A 17,971-nucleotide genomic window follows, 5' to 3' on the forward strand; every position below is an offset into this window, starting at 1 on the left:
GGCGCGCCCGTCCTGGCGGGCGCTAGGGCTGAGTGCGGTACCCCGAGGAGTAGTTGCGCGTAGGCCTCACTCCTGGGCGTTGCAGGGGGACCCAGAGCTTGTAGCGGTCAGCCCTATAGTAAGAAACGGAGTAGTCCACCATGGCGCGGGCTACGAAAGCGTGCCGTTGAATCTTCAGCAAAGGGGCACCGACATCGACGTTGAGAAGCCGGGCTGTGGAGGGCGACGCTGCCGTGGCCTCAATCATGTCCTCGCCCCACTCCATTACCAAGCCAAAGCGTTCGCTCAGGACGTTGTACAGGGATGTGGGCGGCGCTTCATCCAACAGACCTGGGACGCGATGGGCGGGTATGAAGTTCTCATCAACACTCATGGGCTCATTGTCAGCGAGCAACAACCGCCTGAACCGGACCAGAGGCGTGCCTTCCTCCAGCTGGAGCTCCCGGGCCAGGAATGCACTGGCTGAGATCTGTTCGAAGCTGAGTACCTTCGCAGCCGGGACCATACCTCGGCGTTGCATCTCTTCGCTGTAGGACGTCAGTTTCACTTGAAGATCCAGCTTGGGCTTCCTCACGAAAGTCCCCAGCCCTACAACACGCTCAATGACCTCCTCGCCAACCAAGGCGTCAATGGCTTGGCGCACCGTCATCCGGGCCAGACCAAATCGGTCTGACAGATCCCGCTCCGAGGGAAGCGCAGAACCCGGCGGGCAGGATTGGGCAATGAAGGCCCGCAGGATCTCCCGGAGTTGTACGTAAATCGGAGTGCCACTGGTGCGGTCGATCTCGCCTGCTATGTTTGCTGCCTCAGGCACTGCGGCGGTCCAGCAATTGATTCATGCTTCAAGGATAATTCAGTGGCACTTCAGGTCTAGACCACGTGCGGTTCATGTGGAGCGGTGGGGCCCAGGGCGCTACGCTTGTATGGACAATTTTCCGACGGATGATCCGTCGACTACCAAGGGAGCTGGGTTGCCGGAGCAGAAGGCCATTGTGGCCGCGGAAATCGGGTTGCACGCACGTGCGGCAGCTGTGTTCGTCCGTGCTGTCACTGACACCGGCCTGCCGGTCACCATACGCAAACAAGACGGAGAACCTGTTGATGCACGCTCACTGCTGGAAGTGATGACGGAGGATTTCGGACACGGCTGCGAAGTACTTCTCGAAGTGGCACCAGACGCGCTGATCAGCGGACAAACCGTTCCCGAAGTTGAGAGTGCCTTGACCGCTCTTTCGGCCGTCCTTGGGGCCACAGAGGCTCGCTGAGCCCCTATTCAGGTAAAAGAAATGGGCCCCACCTTCCGGTGGGGCCCATTTCGTGTGCTTGGAACTAGCTGCTAGTGCGCGTGGTCGCCGCGGCTGTATTCAAAAACCCAGCCAACCAATGCCACGAGGGCGAGGCCACCGGCGACGTACGTCACCCAGAACCCAATGGCGAGGCCAAGGAATCCACCGGCACAAGCGAGACCCAGAACCAGCGGCCACCAGCTCCATGGGCTGAAGTGCCCCTGCTCGCCGGCGCCTTCGTGGATCTCGGCGTCGGGACGGTCCTCGGGACGAAGACCGATCCGCTTACCGGTGAAACCAAGATATGCGCCGATCATGCCCGCCAGGCCACCGACAAGGAGGATGCCCAGGACACCAACCCACTCGGACCATTCAGTCAGGAATCCGTAGGCGATGGCCACGGGGACGAAGAAGAAGACTCCGGCTCCAAAGAGCCACGATTCGATTTTCACTTGCTGACGTCCTTCTGGTCGGCATTACCCAAAACAGCTGCTGCAGGCGACGGGGCCTCGGCAGTGTGGACCTGTGCCAACTCAGGGTGGTGCAGGTCCAGCGCCGGGCGCTCCGAACGGATACGCGGCAAGGAAGTGAAGTTGTGACGCGGCGGCGGGCAGGACGTAGCCCACTCCAGCGAAGCACCGAAGCCCCACGGGTCATCCACTTCTACCTTCTTGTTGCTGCGCCACGTGATGTAGACGTTCCAGAAGAACGGCAGGAGCGAAGCACCCAGGACGAAGGAGGAGATGGTGGAGAACTGGTTCATCCACGTGAAGTTATCCTGCGGCATGTAATCGGCGTAGCGACGCGGCATGCCCTCAACACCCAACCAGTGCTGGATCAGGAAGGTGCCGTGGAAGCCGAGGAACAGGAGCCAGAAGTGAATCTTGCCAAGGCGCTCGTTGAGCATCTTGCCTGTCCACTTGGGCCACCAGAAGTAGAACCCTGCGAACATGGCGAACACGACGGTACCGAACACCACGTAGTGGAAGTGGGCCACTACGAAGTAGGAGTCGGAAACGTGGAAGTCAAGTGGCGGTGAGGCCAGGATGATGCCGGTGAGACCACCGAAGAGGAATGTCACCAAGAAGCCGATGCTCCAAAGCATGGGTGTTTCAAACGTTATGGAGCCCTGCCACAAGGTACCGATCCAGTTGAAGAACTTCACGCCCGTGGGCACTGCGATCAACATTGTCATGAAGGCGAAGAACGGCAGCAGCACCGAACCGGTCACGTACATGTGGTGTGCCCACACGGTGACGGACAACGCCGCAATGGCGATGGTCGCGTAGACCAGACCCTTGTAGCCGAAAATCGGCTTGCGGCTGAAGACCGGGAAGATCTCCGAAACGATGCCGAAGAACGGCAGCGCGATGATGTACACCTCAGGGTGCCCGAAGAACCAGAACAGGTGCTGCCACAGGACTGCACCGCCGTTCTCGGGGTCGAAGATGTGGGCACCAAAGCGTCGGTCGGCGCCAAGGGCGAACAAGGCAGCTGCCAGCGGCGGGAAGGCCATCAGGACCAGGATTGCCGTGACCAGCGTGTTCCAGGTGAAGATCGGCATACGCCACATGGTCATGCCCGGTGCACGCATGCAGATGATGGTGGTGATGAAGTTGACGGCACCAAGGATGGTTCCGAACCCGGAAAGGGCCAGGCCGAAGACCCACAGGTCACCACCTACACCAGGGCTGAAGGTGGTGTTCGACAACGGTGCATAAGCGAACCAGCCGAAGGAAGCAGCTCCCTGGGGAGTGATGAAGCCGGAGACAGCGATGGTCGAACCGAAGAGGAAGAACCAGAAAGCCAGGGCGTTCAGACGCGGGAAGGCGACATCGGGGGCGCCGATCTGCAACGGCATGATGACGTTCGCGAAGCCGGCAAACAGCGGCGTTGCGAACATCAGGAGCATTACGGTGCCGTGCATTGTGAACATCTGGTTGTACTGCTCTTTGGTCTGCAGGATCTGCATACCGGGTTCGAACAGTTCAGCGCGGATCAGCAACGCCATGACGCCACCGAGGCAGAAGAACACGAAGGACGCAATCAGGTACATGTACCCGATGGTCTTGTGGTCGGTGGAGGTAATCCAGTTGACGACGATGCGCCCCTTGGACTTAGGAACTACGGGGGCTTCTAGGACCCCCGGTGCGGATTGAGTGTACGTAGCCACGTCGCTCCCCTTACTTGGTTTCGTTCAGGTTCGGGTTGCGGTCGTATTCCGCACCGAGGAGGCCCGTGTTGCCTTCCTGGCGAAGCTTGTCCATGTGTGCCTGGAACTCAGACTCGGAGACAACCTTGACGCGGAAGAGCATTTCGGAGTGGTATTCACCGCAGAGTTCGGCACACTTACCATCGAAGGTGCCCTCCTTTGTGGGGGTGAACCTGATGTAGTTCGTCTTGCCGGGGATCATGTCGCGCTTCTGGAGGAAGGCGGGAACCCAGAATGAGTGGATGACGTCGCGGGAGTTCAGCTCCAGGTCCACGGACTTGCCAACCGGCAAGTACAGGGTGGGGAGCAGTTCCTTGTTGACCTCATTGCCGGTCAGGTGGGCCTGAACGCCGGCCTCGTGGAGGTCTTCATTGATGACCTCGCCCTTTTTGTAGTTGAAGTCCCAGGCCCACTGCTTGCCGCGGACGTCAACAACGACGTCGGCCGGCTGCGAGCGGTCATCGATCGCACGCTGGTCCTGGTCGGTGAAGTAGAAGAACACCAGCACCATGAACAGCGGAATGGTCAAGTAGAAGACCTCAAGCGGCAGGTTGTAGCTGAGCTGCTTGGGGAATCCCGTGGTGCCCTTGCGGCGACGGTAAGCGATGATGCACCAGACCAGGAGGCCCCACGTGATGATACCGACTGCCAAGGCGGCGATCCATGAGTTGACCCAGAGGTCCATGATCCGGTCAGTGTGGTTGGTCGTGCCGCGCTCTGTAGGCAGCCAACCCTTCTCTACCTCTGGTGAACATCCGGTCAAAACCAACGCGCCGGCTAGTGCCAAGCCAGTGATCGATGTGATCTTTATGCGTCGGCTGCCGGTTCGGTTCTGCGAACTCACAGACGGCCCTTCCTCTTGTTGCTGTCTCCCGGCAGGCCGAAGGCCCACCGGGCACACTAAAAGTTTTACTACCCGATGTAGAGCTTACCGCTATCAAGCGGTTTTCGCGCACATGTCAGCGCCGTGGCCCCGAATGGTTTTAAACCCACCCGAAGTGGCGCCGACATGCGGCGATGGCTCACATCAGTGGAACGAATCGCCGCAGGCGCAAGACCCGCCGGCATTCGGGTTGTCGATGGTGAAGCCCTGCTTCGAAATGGTGTCCTCGAAGTCGATGCTGGCACCGCTGAGGTACGGAACGCTCATCTTATCGACGACGACTTCAACGCCGTCGTAATCGCGTACAGCATCCCCATCAAGCAGTCGCTCGTCGAAGTAGAGCTGGTAGATCAGACCGGAGCAACCTCCAGGCTGGACTGCAACGCGCAGCCGAAGGTCGGTGCGCCCTTCCTGTTCCAGAAGGCTGCGGACCTTGCCTGCGGCAACGTCGGTCAGATTGACCTCGTGCGTGGCCAGCTCGTCGTTGGCGACGAGCTGTTCTCCGGTGCTGTTTTCGTTGGTTGCAGTGCTCATTGGCCTACCTTCTTATGAAGCTCCTGGCGGCGGCGCCGGAACGCTGCCTGCCCTTACCCAATTACCTACGGGTTATACCTAATGCTACGTCGCGCAGACGCTTAGCTATAACTCCTGACGTAACCACAGACAGCATTTGGTTGTTCCCGGCGCGCCGCCAAGGACTGAACTGACGCTAGCCCTTGAGTCCTTCAGCATTCAGCCTGGCCAGCATCAGGGCTTCAGCCAGCACGGCAAGCCGGAAGTCGCCGATGTGCAGGGATTCGTTGGCACTGTGAGCGCGGGAATCAGGGTCTTCCACTCCCGTCACAAGGATTTGAACGTCCGGATACACATCCATGAGGTCCGCAATGAACGGAATGGAACCGCCAATTCCCATTTCCACGGCTTGCACACCCCACGATTCGCCCAGCGCCCAAAGGGCTACCTTTGCAGCTGCTGAGGATGTATCGGTGGAAAAGGCGTTGCCGCGCTCCCCCGGTGTAAACGTCACCTTGGCGCCAAACGGTGCATGTGATTCGACGTGGGCCTTCAGCGCATCCATCGCGGACCCGGGGTCCTGGCCCGGGGCCAACCGCATGCTGAACTTGGCCCGGGCGGCCGGAATCAGCGTGTTGGACGCAACATCGACGGACGGGACATCCATACCGATGATGGACAGCGCGGGCTTGGTCCAGAGTCGGGAGGCGATGGTCCCGCTGCCGGCGAGCTTCACGCCGTCGAGCACTGAAGCATCCGCGCGGTAGTCCTCTTCGGCAAGGTCCACCGCCACGTCGTCACGAGCCACCAGGCCCGCGACCGCGACGTTGCCGTCGTCGTCATGCAGGGTGGCGATGAGCCGCGAAAGGAGGGTGGGGGCATCCAGCACAGGTCCACCAAACATGCCGGAGTGCACTGCATGGTCCAGGACACGCACCTCGAAGGTCCCGTCCACGAGTCCCCGAAGGCTGGTGGTCAGGGCCGGAACGCCGACTTTCCAGTTACTGGAATCAGCTACGACAATGACGTCGGCCCGCAGGAGCTCCTGGTGTTCCTCCAGGAAAGTCCGGAACGTGGGCGAGCCTGCTTCTTCCTCACCTTCGAAGAAGAAGGTCACGCCGAGCCCGAACTCGTCACCCAGAACTTGGGTCACGGCGCTGTAGGCGGCCAGGTGCGCCATGATTCCTGCTTTATCGTCGGCGGCACCGCGGCCGTACAGGCGGCCCTCGCGTTCCTCAGCCACGAAGGGCTCGGAGTTCCAGAGGCTCCGGTCCCCCGGTGGCTGAACGTCGTGGTGGGCGTACAGCAGGATGGTCGGTTTGCCGTCCGCGGCAGGACGGCGCGCGACGACGGCAGGGCCACCGGGGGTACCGTCGGCTTTGTCGCACCGCAATATCCGGACGTCTTCCATGCCCGCGGCCTGGACCAAGGCAGCGACTGCATCGGCGCTGCGGTCCAGTTCATTGGGGTCGAAACTTGCCCACGCAATGCCCGGAATGCTGACGAGTTCCTTGAGGGACGCCAGGGTGGTGTCGAAGGAATCGTCGACTGCCCGGGACAGTTGCTCCACGGGAGTCTTGCCGGCGTGCCCTTGCTTGTTCTGCGGGATCTCCGCATGTGCTGAAGTCATGGCCACACTTTACCGCCGGGATTTGGGCGTCCCCAGCAGGCGCGGCCAGCCGTCGTCGGCCCCAGGCGGCGGTCCACGTAACCTGCGCCACCTCCGCGAGGGGTATTCTGTAGGGGTGTTCGGACGCAAAAAGGAAGAGCCCAGCGCTCAATCAGTAGTAGACCAGGCCTACGCCACCGCCACGGAGCCCGGTGCCGGAAAGGGCACCCCCACTCCCAAGCGGAAAGACCAGGAAGCAGCCCGCAAGCGCCCACTGGTTCCCAATGACCGCAAAGCCTCCAAGGCTGCGGAACGGGTCGCCATCCAGGACCAGCGGCAGAAAATGCGGCAGGCGTTGGATACGGGTGACGAAAAATTCCTGCCCCTCCGTGACAAGGGACCCCAGAAGCGCTATACGCGTGACTACGTGGACGCACGGTTCAGCTTGGGTGAATACCTCATGTTCGGCGCCTTGCTGTTCGTGGTGATCTCCCTGATCATTCCGCCCACAAGCGCCGGCATCAGCTACGTCCTCGTCGGCTTCTGGATCATGTTCCTGGCGGTCTTCGTGGATGTCTTCATCCTGTCCCGCAAGCTCAGGAAGCGCCTTACCGAGAAATTCGGCGAAGTAGAACGCGGCTCCGTCTGGTACGGCTGCATGCGCGCGCTTCAGTTCCGCAAGCTCCGCCTGCCCAAGCCGCAGGTGAAGCGCGGACAGTACCCGGCCTAAGCGCCCCCACCCCTTCACAAACGGAAAGACCCCGGACCATTGGTCCGGGGTCTTTCTTGTGGACGCCTGATCCTCAGGACAGCTGGGCCTAACGCTCCTTCTTACGGATCTTCGCGAGGCCCCTGTTGATGCTCGAAGCCCAGAAGGGACCCTCATACAGGAACGCTGTGTAGCCCTGGACCAGTGTTGCGCCCGCTTCCAGGCGCTCTTGAACGTCCGAGGCAGTCTCCACTCCTCCTACCGCGATGAGCACGAGCTGGTCACCGACGGCGTCCTTGAGCCTCCGCAGGACTTCAAGCGACCTCTGCTTGAGGGGTGCTCCCGACAAACCACCGGCACCCAACGACTCCACTTTGGTGGCCTCCGAAACGAGCCCCTCCCGGGAAATGGTGGTGTTGGTGGCGATGATGCCGTCCAGCTTCAGGTCCAGCGCCAGCCGGGCGACGTCGTCGATGTCGTCGTTGGACAGGTCAGGCGCAATCTTGACCAGCAGCGGAATATGCCGTCCAGCGGCTTCATCGGCGGCGTCGCCCACTGCCCGCAACAGCGGCCGCAGGGTTTCCACGTTCTGCAGCAAACGAAGGCCCGGTGTGTTGGGAGAGCTGACATTGACCACCAAGTAGTCTGCCGCGGGCGCCAGGCTGCGTGCACTCACGAGGTAATCCTCAGTGGCGTCCTCAAGCTCAACCACTTTGGTCTTGCCGATGTTGACGCCGATGACGGGCCGGACGTCCGGGTGCTTCCTTTGCAGAGCAGCCCGCGCAGACTTGAGCCGTGGCGCAACGGCTGCTGCGCCGTCGTTGTTGAATCCCATCCGGTTAACCACCGCACGGTCCTCAATCAGGCGGAACAACCGGGGCTTCTCATTGCCTGGCTGCGCCTGGCCGGTGATGGTACCCACCTCTACGTGGCCGAAGCCGAGTTCGGCCAGGGCTTCTATGCCGTGGCCTTCCTTGTCGAAGCCTGCCGCTAGGCCGAACGGCGATGGGAAGGTCAGGCCCAACGCCTCAGTCCGGAGCGAAGCGTCAGGGGCTGTCAGCCGGGCCAGGATCCGGCCGGCGCCCGAGCGGTGTGCCGCCCGGATCCCTTGGAAGCCGATCTTGTGTGCCTTTTCGGCATCCATCCAGGAGAAGGCCAGCTTGAAGAATGTGGGGTAAACACGCATGGTCCTAGTTTTCCGGTTTACGGACGTCTCGCCAAACCCGTGACCGCCAATGCCGCCGGCATGTACGAATCCCGCGGACAAACAGTGACGCAGATCATGGAGGTCATTCGACTTTCCTTGCAGACCGGCCGGCGGGCGGGCCGCCGCCGCCAGTGTCTAAGCTAAAGCCATGGAGTGGACGGCTGACATCCTGGGAACAGACTTCCAATCCTGTGGCGTTGATGCCACAGGACCTGACGGCGTGACCCGCCACGCCACCTTGATCCGCCATCGGGCAGGGCAAAGCGATACCGGGGATGCCCCGGGGCGCTACGGCGCCGTCCTGTTTCTGCACGGCTGGAGCGACTACTTCTTCAATACCGAACTTGCCAGGTTCTGGGCCGGGCAGGGCTACGACTTTTACGCCCTTGACATGCACAACCATGGCCGGAGCCTGACGACGGACATGCCGGGGGGCTACGTGGCAAACCTGATGGACTATGACGCCGAAATCAACCAGGCACTGGACATTATCCGGAACCACACAGCCTCGTCACCGGAAGGCAGCGTGACCCTGATGGGCCACTCGACCGGCGGGTTGGTGGCCGCATTGTGGGCGAGCCGCCACCCGGAATCCATCCAATTCCTGATCCTTGACAGCCCGTGGTTGGAAATGCACGGCAGCTCGTTGGTGCGGCGGGCTGCACAGGCCATGGTGGCTCCCATCGCAAAGTTAAGGCCGGAAACCGTCTTGAAACTGCCGGAGCGGGGTTTCTACTTCCGCAGCATCAGCAGTACCGCGGAGGGTGAATGGGCGCTGGACGAAAACTATCGTCCACCGCTGGCTTTCCCGGTCCGGGCTGGGTGGCTCAGTGCCGTATTTGCCGGGCATTCCCAGGTTGCCCGTGGGCTGAACCTCGATGTGCCTGTCCTCGTCCTGACGTCGTCCGCCAGCGCCAATGGAATGTTCTGGCAGGAGTCCATGCGCCGTTCGGATGCCGTGCTTGATGTTGGAGTTATTGCCCTCCGAGCCATGGCGCTGGGCCGGAGCGTCACTCTGGAACGCATCGACGGCGGCCTCCACGATGTCTTCCTCTCCGCACCTGCAGTGCGGAAAGACGCCTATGCGCGGCTTGCGCGGTGGATCAAGGGTTTCATGCAGAACGACGTGCCGGCAGAGCGGCAGGAGGGGGACCAATGAACACCACGGAGGCGTCTGCAAACAGGTGGCGACGCGACGTCCTGGGTCATGGCTACGAATGCATGGACCTGCCACTCAAGCCTGACGAGGAAGGTCCTGTCCACGCGACACTCATCCGGTACGCGCCACCGGCGCCGCAAGCCACCCAGAATGGCATCCTTGACTTCCTGTCGTCCTTCACGAAAAGAAGACGCCGGGCAGTTCCGGCCGATCCAGGTGGGGCGCCAAGGGTGGTTCTCTACCTGCATGGTTGGGCGGACTACTTCCTGCAAACCGAATTGGCTGAGTACCTCACGGCGTCGGGTTTTCACTTCTACGCAGTGGATCTCCGGAAATTCGGCCGCAGCCTGCTGCCTGGACAGACGCCCGGTTACACTACAGACCTTAACGCCTACGATGAGGACCTGGCAGCAGCGCTGGTGGAGATTGAACGGGACGTGGCTGCACGGACTGGAGACACCACCGCGCCAACGATCCACATGCTGGCCCATTCCCTGGGAGGCTTGATCGGGGCGCTCTGGGCCGATCGCAACCCAGGCCGGTTGGGCACCTTGGTCCTGAACTCCCCGTGGCTGGAACTCCAGGGCAGCAGCCTCGTCCGCAGCATCGCCATGCACCTGGTGGAACCCTTTGCACGCACAGACCCCAAGCGCCCCTTCCGCTTTCCTGAGATGCCGGCTTACTGGGAGAGCGTCAGCAATGAAGCGCATGGCGAGTGGATTCTGGATCCCGTGTGGCGTCCGCGGACCTCCTTCCCTATCCGCGCGGGGTGGACCAAAGCCGTCCTGGCCGGGCACGCTGCGGTGGAACGCAAACTCACCATCGATGCGCCCGTCCTGGTCCTGTTGTCCGGGAGGACCAGGATCCAAGCGGAGTGGACAGCTGACCTGATGCGGGCCGACGCGGTCATCGACGTGGAGGAAACTTCGCGGAGGGCTCTTGGACTTGCCCGTCGCACCGCTGTCTTCCGGTATCCAGGTGCCCTTCATGATGTTTTTCTCTCGCGACGCACCGTCCGTCAGCAGGCGTACCGCGATGTGGCTGTATGGCTCGCCGCGTACCCTTACTGATGTAGCCGGGGCGTGCTATTTGGCGGCAGGCGCCGCGTCCACGGCCCCTCCGTAGCGCCTGTCGCGCTTGGCATAGATCTCGACGGCGTCCCACAGCGTCCGCCTGTCAACATCCGGCCACAGCGTGTCCATGAAGACGAACTCCGCATAGGCAGACTGCCACAGCAGGAAATTGGAGAGCCGCTGCTCCCCCGAACTGCGAAGAAAAAGGTCTACATCCGGGAGGTCGGGCTCATCGAGGTATTTCTGGATGGTTTTCTCCGATACCGATCCCGGTTTCAAACGCCCTTCGGCGACATCGTGGGCGATGGCAGAGACGGCGTCGGCAATCTCGGCGCGGCCGCCGTAGTTAACACACATGGTCAACGTGCACGTTTCGTTGGCCTTCGTGTATTCCTCGGCTTCTTCAAGTTCCTTGATGACAGAGCCCCAAAGCCGCGGGCGCCTTCCCGCCCATCGGATGCGCACTCCCCACTCGTCAAGCTGGTTTCGCTGGCGTCGTAGTACATCCTTGTTAAATCCCATGAGGAAGCGGATTTCTTCGGGCGATCGCCGCCAGTTCTCCGTTGAGAAGGCGTACACGCTGACGTACTTGATTCCCAGTTCGATCGCTCCTGCCATCACATCAAGCAAGGCAGGCTCACCGGCCTTGTGACCCTCGATGCGGGGAAGTCCGCGCTGGTTTGCCCATCGACCGTTGCCGTCCATGACGATTGCCACGTGCTGCGGAATAAGCTCACTGGGAATACCAGGCGGCACTGCACCGGAGGGGTGCCCGTACGGCGCTATGACCGGTGCCGTCCTGGCCGTTGTTGTCTTACTCTTCTTACCAAGTGCCACTGTCAGCTTCGCTCCACGTGTTTGAGTGATTTCAGCGCCCGTTCCAAATGCCATTGCAGATAGGTGGCAACCAGCCCTGCGGCTTCACGCCGATGCCGGGGATCCGATGCATCCGCCACGCCCCAATTTCCTGTCAACAATGCACCGAGCAACACCACTGTCTCCGCCGCCGGCGCCGGCGATCCCGGCGGACGGCAGTCGTTGCACACCATACCGCCAACGGGAGCGGCAAAAGCCGTGTGGGGCCCCGGGCGGCCACACCGGGCGCAATCGGTGAAACTCGGCGCCCAACCTCCGGTGGCCAAAGCCCGTAGCAAATAGGAGTCCAGGATAAGTTCGGGTGGATGGTCTGAACGGCTTAGGGCGGCCAAGGCGCCCACCAGCAGGTTGTATTGGGCGGTCCCCGACTCCGTATCGGCATCCGTAAGTTTTTCGGCGGTCTCCGTCATGGCGGCAGCCACGGTGAACCTGCCATAGTCTGCGGCAATACTGCTTCCATAGGCGCCCTTGGCCACAGCCTGCGTCACGATGTCCAGCGTCCGCCCGGATACAAGCTGCAAGTCCGCCACCATGAACGGCTCCAGACGAGCGCCAAAACGGCTGCTGGTCCTGCGCACACCCTTGGCGACGGCCCGAACCTGGCCGTGATGTTTGGTCAAGAGAGTGATGATGCGATCCGCTTCGCCCAGCTTGTGGGTACGGAGCACCACGGCATCGTCCCTGTAGGACCGTGCTGCAAACGACGGATTGGCCACAACTAATCTTCGCACTATGACTGGACCGCGCGGCGACCGCCGGACCGTGTGGTGACGGTATTTCCCGTCACCACACGGTAGATACCTTAGGCCCGGGCGTCCCTCACGGCACGGTTCACGGCCGAAATCAGGGCCTTGAGGGATGACGTGGTGGTACTGGGGTCAATGCCTACGCCCCACAGGACCCGCTCGCCGACGGCACATTCAACGTAGGCTGCAGCGCTGGCGCTGCCGCCCTCGGACAGGGCATGCTCGCTGTAGTCAAGCACACGGACGTCAACGCCGTCGTGGTGCAGGATATCCAACAGCGCAGCGATGGGACCGTTGCCGTGCCCGGTCCGCCGAACCTCCACACCGTCGATCCGCAGGTTGGCGTTCATGGTCATGGCGCCGGACTCGTCAGTCTCAGTGCTTACACTGCCCAGCGCGTAGCGACCCCACTGTGCCTGCTCTTCGTCGGACGGCAAGTACTCATCCTGGAAGACCTGCCACAGCTGTGCACCGCTGACTTCGCCGCCCACGGCGTCGGTACGACGCTGGATGACTCCGGAAAACTCAATCTGGGCCCGGCGGGGAAGGTCCAAATTGTGCTCGTTCTTCAGCAGGTAGGCAACCCCGCCCTTGCCTGATTGCGAGTTGACCCGGATCACGGCTTCATAGCTGCGGCCGAGGTCCTTTGGATCGACGGGCAGGTAAGGAACCTGCCAGGTGAAGTCGTCCACTGAGGTGCCTGCCGCAGCAGCGTCCTTCTCCAGGGCTTCGAAACCCTTCTTGATGGCGTCCTGGTGCGAACCGGAAAATGCCGTGAAAACGAGGTCGCCACCGTACGGCGAACGCTCCGGAACCGGCAACTGGTTGCAGTACTCCACGGTGCGGCGGACTTCATCGATGTCGGAGAAGTCGATCATGGGGTCCACGCCCTGCACAAACATGTTCAACCCCAGCGTTACGAGGTCCACATTGCCGGTGCGCTCACCGTTGCCGAACAAGCAGCCTTCAATCCGGTCAGCACCGGCCAGGTATCCCAGCTCGGCAGCAGCCACGCCCGTACCCCGGTCGTTGTGCGGGTGCAGGGAAATGATGATGCCCTCGCGGGGGTGCAGGTTACGGTGCATCCACTCGATGGAGTCGGCATAGACATTCGGGGTTGCCATCTCCACAGTGGCCGGCAGGTTGATGATGACCTGGTTGTCGGCAGAAGCCTCGAAGACGTCGGCAATGGCGTTGCAGACGCGGGCCGCGTACTCGAGCTCGGTTCCCGTGAAGGACTCCGGCGAGTATTCATACGTGATGTGCGTATCTTCGAGTGTCTCTTCGTACTTTTTGCACAAGCGGGCACCCTGCAACGCGATATCCAGGATTCCGTCTTCGTCCTGGTTGAAGACCACACGCCTTTGCAACACCGAGGTGGAGTTGTACAGGTGGACGATCGCCTGCTTGGCACCCACCAAAGATTCGTAGGTTCTCTCGATCAGGTGCTCCCGAGCCTGGGTCAGGACCTGGATACTGACGTCATCAGGGATGTGGCCACCCTCAATGAGCTGGCGGACGAAGTCGAAGTCGGTCTGCGACGCCGAAGGGAATCCGACTTCAATTTCCTTGTACCCCATCTTCACGAGCAGCTGGAACATCTTGAGCTTGCGTGCCGGGCTCATGGGGTCGATCAGGGCCTGGTTTCCATCGCGCAGGTCAACCGCGCACCAACGCGGGGCCTTGGTGATGACCTTGTCCGGCCACGTGCGGTCAGGAACCTCTACAGTGATTTGGTCCTGGAACGGCAGGTAGCGGTGAATCGGCATACCGGAGGGCTTTTGTGCATTACGCATGACGTGTGGCCTTTTCTCTAAGAACTAAATGAAAGCTTAGCCGGACACAACGGAACTCCGCGGCGAGGATGGCCCAGCTTCAGATAGCTTTCAGGCCTCGCCGCGGCAGCTAAGAAGAAGCATCGCCGTACGCACAAAATCACAGTAACACGATGCGTATGATGACAGTGCAACACCTCATGCAACGTCCACTATGCAGACGCAGCGACGGTGGCAACGCCGGCTGCTGTGTCCACACAAGGAGCCACAGTGCCACAGTCGGGGATCACTCTTTCGAACATCGATCACAGCGTCCGGCCCCAGGACGACCTCTACCAACACGTCAACGGCGCGTGGCTCAACAGCACAACCATCCCTGACGACAGGCCGCTGGAAGGCACGTTCACCGCTTTGCGGGACGGGGCCGAGTTGGCCGTCAAAGCAATTATCGAAGAAGCTGCAGGCAAAGGAGAGTCGGCAACCGGCGTCGAGCAGCAGGTAGGTGGACTCTACGCGAGCTTCATGGATGAGGCCGCAGCAGAGGCCAAAGGAGTGGACCCCATCCGGAGCCGGCTCGAGGAAGTCCATGCGGTGGGATCAACCCAGGAACTGGCTGCCCTGATCGGCCGGCTGTTCCGGTCCGACGTCTCCGGGCTCTTCTCCATCTACCCGGCCCCTGATGCCGGCAACCCCGAGCGCATCCTCCTGTACATCGGGCAGGGCGGCCTTGGACTACCGGACGAGTCCTACTTCCGGGAAGAAAAGTTTGCCGAAATCGTGACGGCCTACACCGGGTACGTTGCCAAGATGCTCGCCCTCGCCGGTATCCAGGACGCCGAAGCAGCGTCAGCGCGCATCGTCGCCCTCGAAACTGCCTTGGCTGCGCACCACTGGGACAACGTCACGTTGCGGAACCCCCAGAAGACCTACAACCTCAAGACGGCAGAAGAAGCATCGGAACTGTTCCCCCTGCTGGACACCTGGTTCCAGGCCGCCCGTGTCGAGGCAGCCAAGCGAAACGAGATAGTTGTCAGCACCCCGGACTTCTTCGCCGGCGCAGCAGGCTTGCTGGAGTCCGAGCCGTTGGAAACGTGGAAGGAATGGCTGACACTGAGGGTGCTGAGTTCGGCGGCCCCGTACCTCTCGTCCGAATTCGTGAACACCAACTTCGAGTTCTACGGCACTACACTCAGCGGCACGCCCCAGAACAAGGAACGCTGGAAGCGTGGAGTTGCCGTTGTCGAAGCTGCGCTTGGCGAAGCCGTCGGACAGATATACGTTGAACGGCACTTCCCCGCGGGCCACAAGGCAAGGATGGAGACGCTCGTTGCCAATTTGATCGAGGCTTACCGTGACAGCATCTCCTCCCTGGCATGGATGGGTGAGGAGACCAAGAAGGAAGCGCTCAAGAAGCTGGAGGCCTTCCGCCCCAAGATTGGCTTCCCGGAAAAATGGATCGACTACTCCGCCGTGGTCATCGATCCATCGGATCTGTTGGGTAACGTGGAGCACGCACATGACGCTGACGTCGACCGTCACCTGGACGAGATCGGCAAGCCCGTTGACCTCAACAAGTGGCTGATGACACCGCAGACGGTCAATGCCTACTACCACCCCATGCTGAATGAGATCGTCTTCCCGGCCGCAATCCTCCAGCCGCCCTTCTTCACCGCAGATGCTGATGACGCTGTGAATTATGGCGGAATCGGTGCCGTCATTGGCCACGAGATCGGTCACGGCTTCGACGACCAAGGATCGCAGTTCGACGGAAGCGGGGCACTGCGCAACTGGTGGACTGAAGAGGACCGGACCGCGTTCGAATCCCTCACGGCCAAATTGGTGGCACAGTACGACGCCCTCTCCCCCTACGCGGCGCCAGAGCACAAGGTCAACGGCAAGCTCACCCTCGGCGAGAACATCGGGGACCTCGGAGGCCTGACGATTGCCTACAAGGCCTACCTCCTCAGCCTGGAAGGCAAGGAGCCTGAGGAGATCGACGGCTTCACTGGCCAGCAACGCTTCTTTATGTCGTGGGCAGCGGGCTGGCGCCAGGTGATCCGCCGTGAAGAGGCGATCCGACGGCTGGCCACCGATCCGCACTCCCCCAACGAGTTCCGCACCAACGCCATCGCCCGCAACCTCGATGCGTTCCATGAAGCATTTGGTGTCGGCGCAGCAGATGGCATGTGGTTGGAATCCGGAGACCGCGTCAGCATCTGGTAGTACCGGAAAGATGAGGCCGGGTCAGTTCGCTAAGAACTGGCCCGGCCTCTTCTGTGCATGGCTGCCTCGCAGCCCGCTACTGGTCCATGTACTGACTATTGGTCGATGTACAACGGGTTCACTTGTTGGCAGACGGCATCGCTGGCGGTCTGGTTGACGACGTCCGATGGCACAGAGGTTGCTCCGTAAGCCGTGCCGGTACCAAAGTCCGTACCAACATAGAGTTGAACCCCCGCCACGCCGGGAGCCTCCTGCACCTGGGCCGCCGGAATACCGTAGAGCGCAGCCACGTCTGCAGCGACGTCGGCGAATCCGGCCCCGTAGTAAATCACTGTCTGGTCAACAGGATTAGCCAAATAGGAAACCGCCTGGGTAAAGCCACCACCTGTCAGAACCGACATGATCTCCTGGGCCCGCGCGGCTACTCCGCTGCCATTTGCCACTGCCACCGGCTGGATCGCTTTGTCGTAGGCGGGGACCGCGGGAGTCGATGCTGTGGGCTGGGGCGCAGGCGTTTCCGTGGCAGCGGGCGACGACGTGGCCCCGGGTGTGGTCAGGTCAAGGTCGGCACGTAAAGCTGAAAAGAGCTGGGATGACTGCGGTTCCACAAGCTCCAGCCTGTTCGGATCAATTGCTGCTGCCTGGGTCGGGACAGCCACGAACGCAACCTTGGAAACATCAATGTCCTTCAATCGCCCGCCAATGGTCAACAGCGACGGAACGGATGCCAGGCCCTCATCGACGGTGAGGTTCTGGGTGACGACGTCGGCGATCTGCAGAAGCCTCTGCGGGTTACCCAACGTTCCTTCGTCTTTGAGCTTCCTGGTCAAGGACGAAAGGAAAGCCTGCTGTCCCTTGATACGGCCGAGGTCCCCTCCATCGCCGAAAGCATGGCGGGTCCGCAGGAAGGCGAGGGCTTGTTCGCCTTCAACCATGGAATCACCCTTGGGCAGGCGAAGGCGGGAGTCCGGGTCAAAGACGGGATCGCTGACACAGACGTTTACGCCGCCAATAGCGTGGGACAATTCCTTGACGGCGTTGAAGTCAGCCATCATGAAGTGGTCGATTTCCAAGCCGGTCAATTTGTTGACGGTGTCAACAGCGCAACCGATACCGGCCTCAGCCATGGCCTCGTTGATCATCACGCCACTGCGGGCGGGGAACGTCTGGTTGTTGGTCCGATCGGTGCATTGAGGCACGTCAACCAGCAGGTCACGAGGGAAGCTCATGACGCTGACACGCTTGTTGTCTGCTGAGATATCCAGCAGCATCATGACGTCCGAATGACCGTAGCCAGTAGAGTCTTCCGTGCTTCCGTACTCCGAGTTTTTCCCGTCACGGGTGTCAGAACCAAGAATAAGGATTTGCAGGCGGTCCGATTTGTCATTGGCCAGGGTTTCACCGCTGTCGCGGGTCTCCCCTGCACTCAACGGAGCCTTGGTGATGTTGCTCTGCAGCCGGATGAACCAAAAGGCAGCAAAGGCCACGCCTGCAACCAGGGCCACGGAGACCACGCCAGTAACAATTTTCAACCACAACGGAAGTCCCTTGCGTGCCTTCATGTGGCGGGGAGTGCCCTCGGCATCCTCACCGTGGCGAGCCGCAACGGAGTCAGCGGTGCCGGTGCCCTGCGGGCGGGCGTCACGACGTCGCACTATTCGGTTTACCTTTCCTCAAACACGTGGATTCCCGCCATCATA

At 61.2% G+C, this 17,971-nt stretch carries 16 protein-coding genes; 5 read left to right on the plus strand and 11 right to left on the minus strand.

All coding sequences use genetic code 11. From position 1 onward, the window contains the following. Positions 1 to 22: 22 nt before the first annotated feature. The gene (locus CGK93_RS12915; RefSeq protein ID WP_089595182.1) at positions 23 to 814 is read right to left on the minus strand and encodes a GntR family transcriptional regulator; all 792 of its coding nucleotides are present in this window, start codon (positions 812 to 814) and stop codon (positions 23 to 25) included. Between the two features lie 157 nt (positions 815 to 971). Here CGK93_RS12915 and CGK93_RS12920 point away from each other — a divergent pair, with 157 nt between their 5' ends. Further along, on the plus strand, positions 972 to 1,265 hold the full coding sequence (locus tag CGK93_RS12920; protein ID WP_198318472.1) for an HPr family phosphocarrier protein: 294 nt from the start codon (positions 972 to 974) through the stop codon (positions 1,263 to 1,265). A 71-nt stretch (positions 1,266 to 1,336) separates the two neighbouring features. On the opposite strand, the gene CGK93_RS12925 is transcribed toward CGK93_RS12920, so the two are convergent. The 5 genes from CGK93_RS12925 to CGK93_RS12945 form a co-directional block, all read right to left on the minus strand. Next, positions 1,337 to 1,738, minus strand: coding sequence for a cytochrome c oxidase subunit 4 (locus CGK93_RS12925; protein ID WP_089595184.1), 402 nt, complete (start codon positions 1,736 to 1,738; stop codon positions 1,337 to 1,339). After that, positions 1,735 to 3,459 (minus strand): aa3-type cytochrome oxidase subunit I, encoded by a 1,725-nt coding sequence (gene ctaD, locus CGK93_RS12930; RefSeq protein WP_089595185.1) that lies wholly within the window; start codon positions 3,457 to 3,459, stop codon positions 1,735 to 1,737. Before ctaD ends, CGK93_RS12925 begins: the two co-directional genes overlap by 4 nt. Before the next feature lie 10 nt (positions 3,460 to 3,469). After that, on the minus strand, positions 3,470 to 4,342 hold the full coding sequence (gene ctaC / locus CGK93_RS12935; RefSeq protein ID WP_089595186.1) for an aa3-type cytochrome oxidase subunit II: 873 nt from the start codon (positions 4,340 to 4,342) through the stop codon (positions 3,470 to 3,472). A 183-nt stretch (positions 4,343 to 4,525) separates the two neighbouring features. Next, positions 4,526 to 4,915, minus strand: a complete 390-nt coding sequence (locus CGK93_RS12940) for a HesB/IscA family protein (RefSeq protein ID WP_026540757.1) — start codon at positions 4,913 to 4,915, stop codon at positions 4,526 to 4,528. Positions 4,916 to 5,090: 175 nt separating this feature from the next. Beyond that, positions 5,091 to 6,524 (minus strand): dipeptidase, encoded by a 1,434-nt coding sequence (locus CGK93_RS12945; protein WP_089595187.1) that lies wholly within the window; start codon positions 6,522 to 6,524, stop codon positions 5,091 to 5,093. A 115-nt stretch (positions 6,525 to 6,639) separates the two neighbouring features. On the opposite strand from CGK93_RS12945, the gene CGK93_RS12950 reads away from it, so the two are divergent. Beyond that, a complete protein-coding gene (locus CGK93_RS12950) occupies positions 6,640 to 7,233 on the plus strand; it encodes a DUF3043 domain-containing protein (RefSeq protein WP_089595188.1) in 594 nt (197 codons plus the stop codon). Between the two features lie 88 nt (positions 7,234 to 7,321). On the opposite strand, the gene CGK93_RS12955 is transcribed toward CGK93_RS12950, so the two are convergent. Next, on the minus strand, positions 7,322 to 8,398 hold the full coding sequence (locus CGK93_RS12955) for a quinone-dependent dihydroorotate dehydrogenase (RefSeq protein ID WP_089595189.1): 1,077 nt from the start codon (positions 8,396 to 8,398) through the stop codon (positions 7,322 to 7,324). A 169-nt stretch (positions 8,399 to 8,567) separates the two neighbouring features. Here CGK93_RS12955 and CGK93_RS12960 point away from each other — a divergent pair, with 169 nt between their 5' ends. Then, positions 8,568 to 9,578, plus strand: coding sequence for an alpha/beta hydrolase (locus CGK93_RS12960; RefSeq protein WP_089595190.1), 1,011 nt, complete (start codon positions 8,568 to 8,570; stop codon positions 9,576 to 9,578). Next, entirely contained in the window at positions 9,575 to 10,648 is a 1,074-nt protein-coding gene (locus CGK93_RS12965; protein WP_089595191.1) for an alpha/beta hydrolase, read from the plus strand. Before CGK93_RS12960 ends, CGK93_RS12965 begins: the two co-directional genes overlap by 4 nt. A gap of 15 nt (positions 10,649 to 10,663) precedes the next feature. On the opposite strand, the gene CGK93_RS12970 is transcribed toward CGK93_RS12965, so the two are convergent. The 3 genes from CGK93_RS12970 to leuA form a co-directional block, all read right to left on the minus strand. Further along, on the minus strand, positions 10,664 to 11,488 hold the full coding sequence (locus CGK93_RS12970; protein ID WP_089595192.1) for an isoprenyl transferase: 825 nt from the start codon (positions 11,486 to 11,488) through the stop codon (positions 10,664 to 10,666). A 2-nt stretch (positions 11,489 to 11,490) separates the two neighbouring features. Beyond that, the gene (gene recO / locus CGK93_RS12975) at positions 11,491 to 12,243 is read right to left on the minus strand and encodes a DNA repair protein RecO (RefSeq protein ID WP_089595193.1); all 753 of its coding nucleotides are present in this window, start codon (positions 12,241 to 12,243) and stop codon (positions 11,491 to 11,493) included. An 86-nt stretch (positions 12,244 to 12,329) separates the two neighbouring features. Continuing rightward, positions 12,330 to 14,069: a 2-isopropylmalate synthase gene (leuA, locus tag CGK93_RS12980; protein WP_089595194.1), complete on the minus strand. Its 1,740-nt coding sequence runs from the start codon at positions 14,067 to 14,069 to the stop codon at positions 12,330 to 12,332. 249 nt (positions 14,070 to 14,318) lie between these two features. Here leuA and CGK93_RS12985 point away from each other — a divergent pair, with 249 nt between their 5' ends. Beyond that, positions 14,319 to 16,271 carry a M13 family metallopeptidase gene (locus tag CGK93_RS12985; protein WP_089595195.1) on the plus strand — a complete coding sequence of 651 codons (1,953 nt, stop codon included), beginning with the start codon at positions 14,319 to 14,321 and terminating at the stop codon, positions 16,269 to 16,271. A 95-nt stretch (positions 16,272 to 16,366) separates the two neighbouring features. Here CGK93_RS12985 and CGK93_RS12990 read toward each other — a convergent pair whose 3' ends face one another. Further along, positions 16,367 to 17,926, minus strand: coding sequence for an LCP family protein (locus tag CGK93_RS12990; protein WP_089595196.1), 1,560 nt, complete (start codon positions 17,924 to 17,926; stop codon positions 16,367 to 16,369). Positions 17,927 to 17,971: the final 45 nt, after the last annotated feature.

This window comes from Arthrobacter sp. YN (assembly GCF_002224285.1).
Lineage (GTDB): Bacteria > Actinomycetota > Actinomycetes > Actinomycetales > Micrococcaceae > Arthrobacter.

Excerpts from the sequence above, each read along its gene's own strand:
- CGK93_RS12945 (WP_089595187.1), bottom strand. The coding sequence starts at position 6,524 with ATGACTTCAGCACATGCGGAGATCCCGCAGAACAAGCAAGGGCACGCC.
- CGK93_RS12940 (WP_026540757.1), bottom strand. The coding sequence starts at position 4,915 with ATGAGCACTGCAACCAACGAAAACAGCACCGGAGAACAGCTCGTCGCC.
- leuA (WP_089595194.1), bottom strand. The coding sequence starts at position 14,069 with ATGCGTAATGCACAAAAGCCCTCCGGTATGCCGATTCACCGCTACCTG.
- CGK93_RS12965 (WP_089595191.1), top strand. The coding sequence starts at position 9,575 with ATGAACACCACGGAGGCGTCTGCAAACAGGTGGCGACGCGACGTCCTG.
- CGK93_RS12960 (WP_089595190.1), top strand. The coding sequence starts at position 8,568 with ATGGAGTGGACGGCTGACATCCTGGGAACAGACTTCCAATCCTGTGGC.
- CGK93_RS12955 (WP_089595189.1), bottom strand. The coding sequence starts at position 8,398 with ATGCGTGTTTACCCCACATTCTTCAAGCTGGCCTTCTCCTGGATGGAT.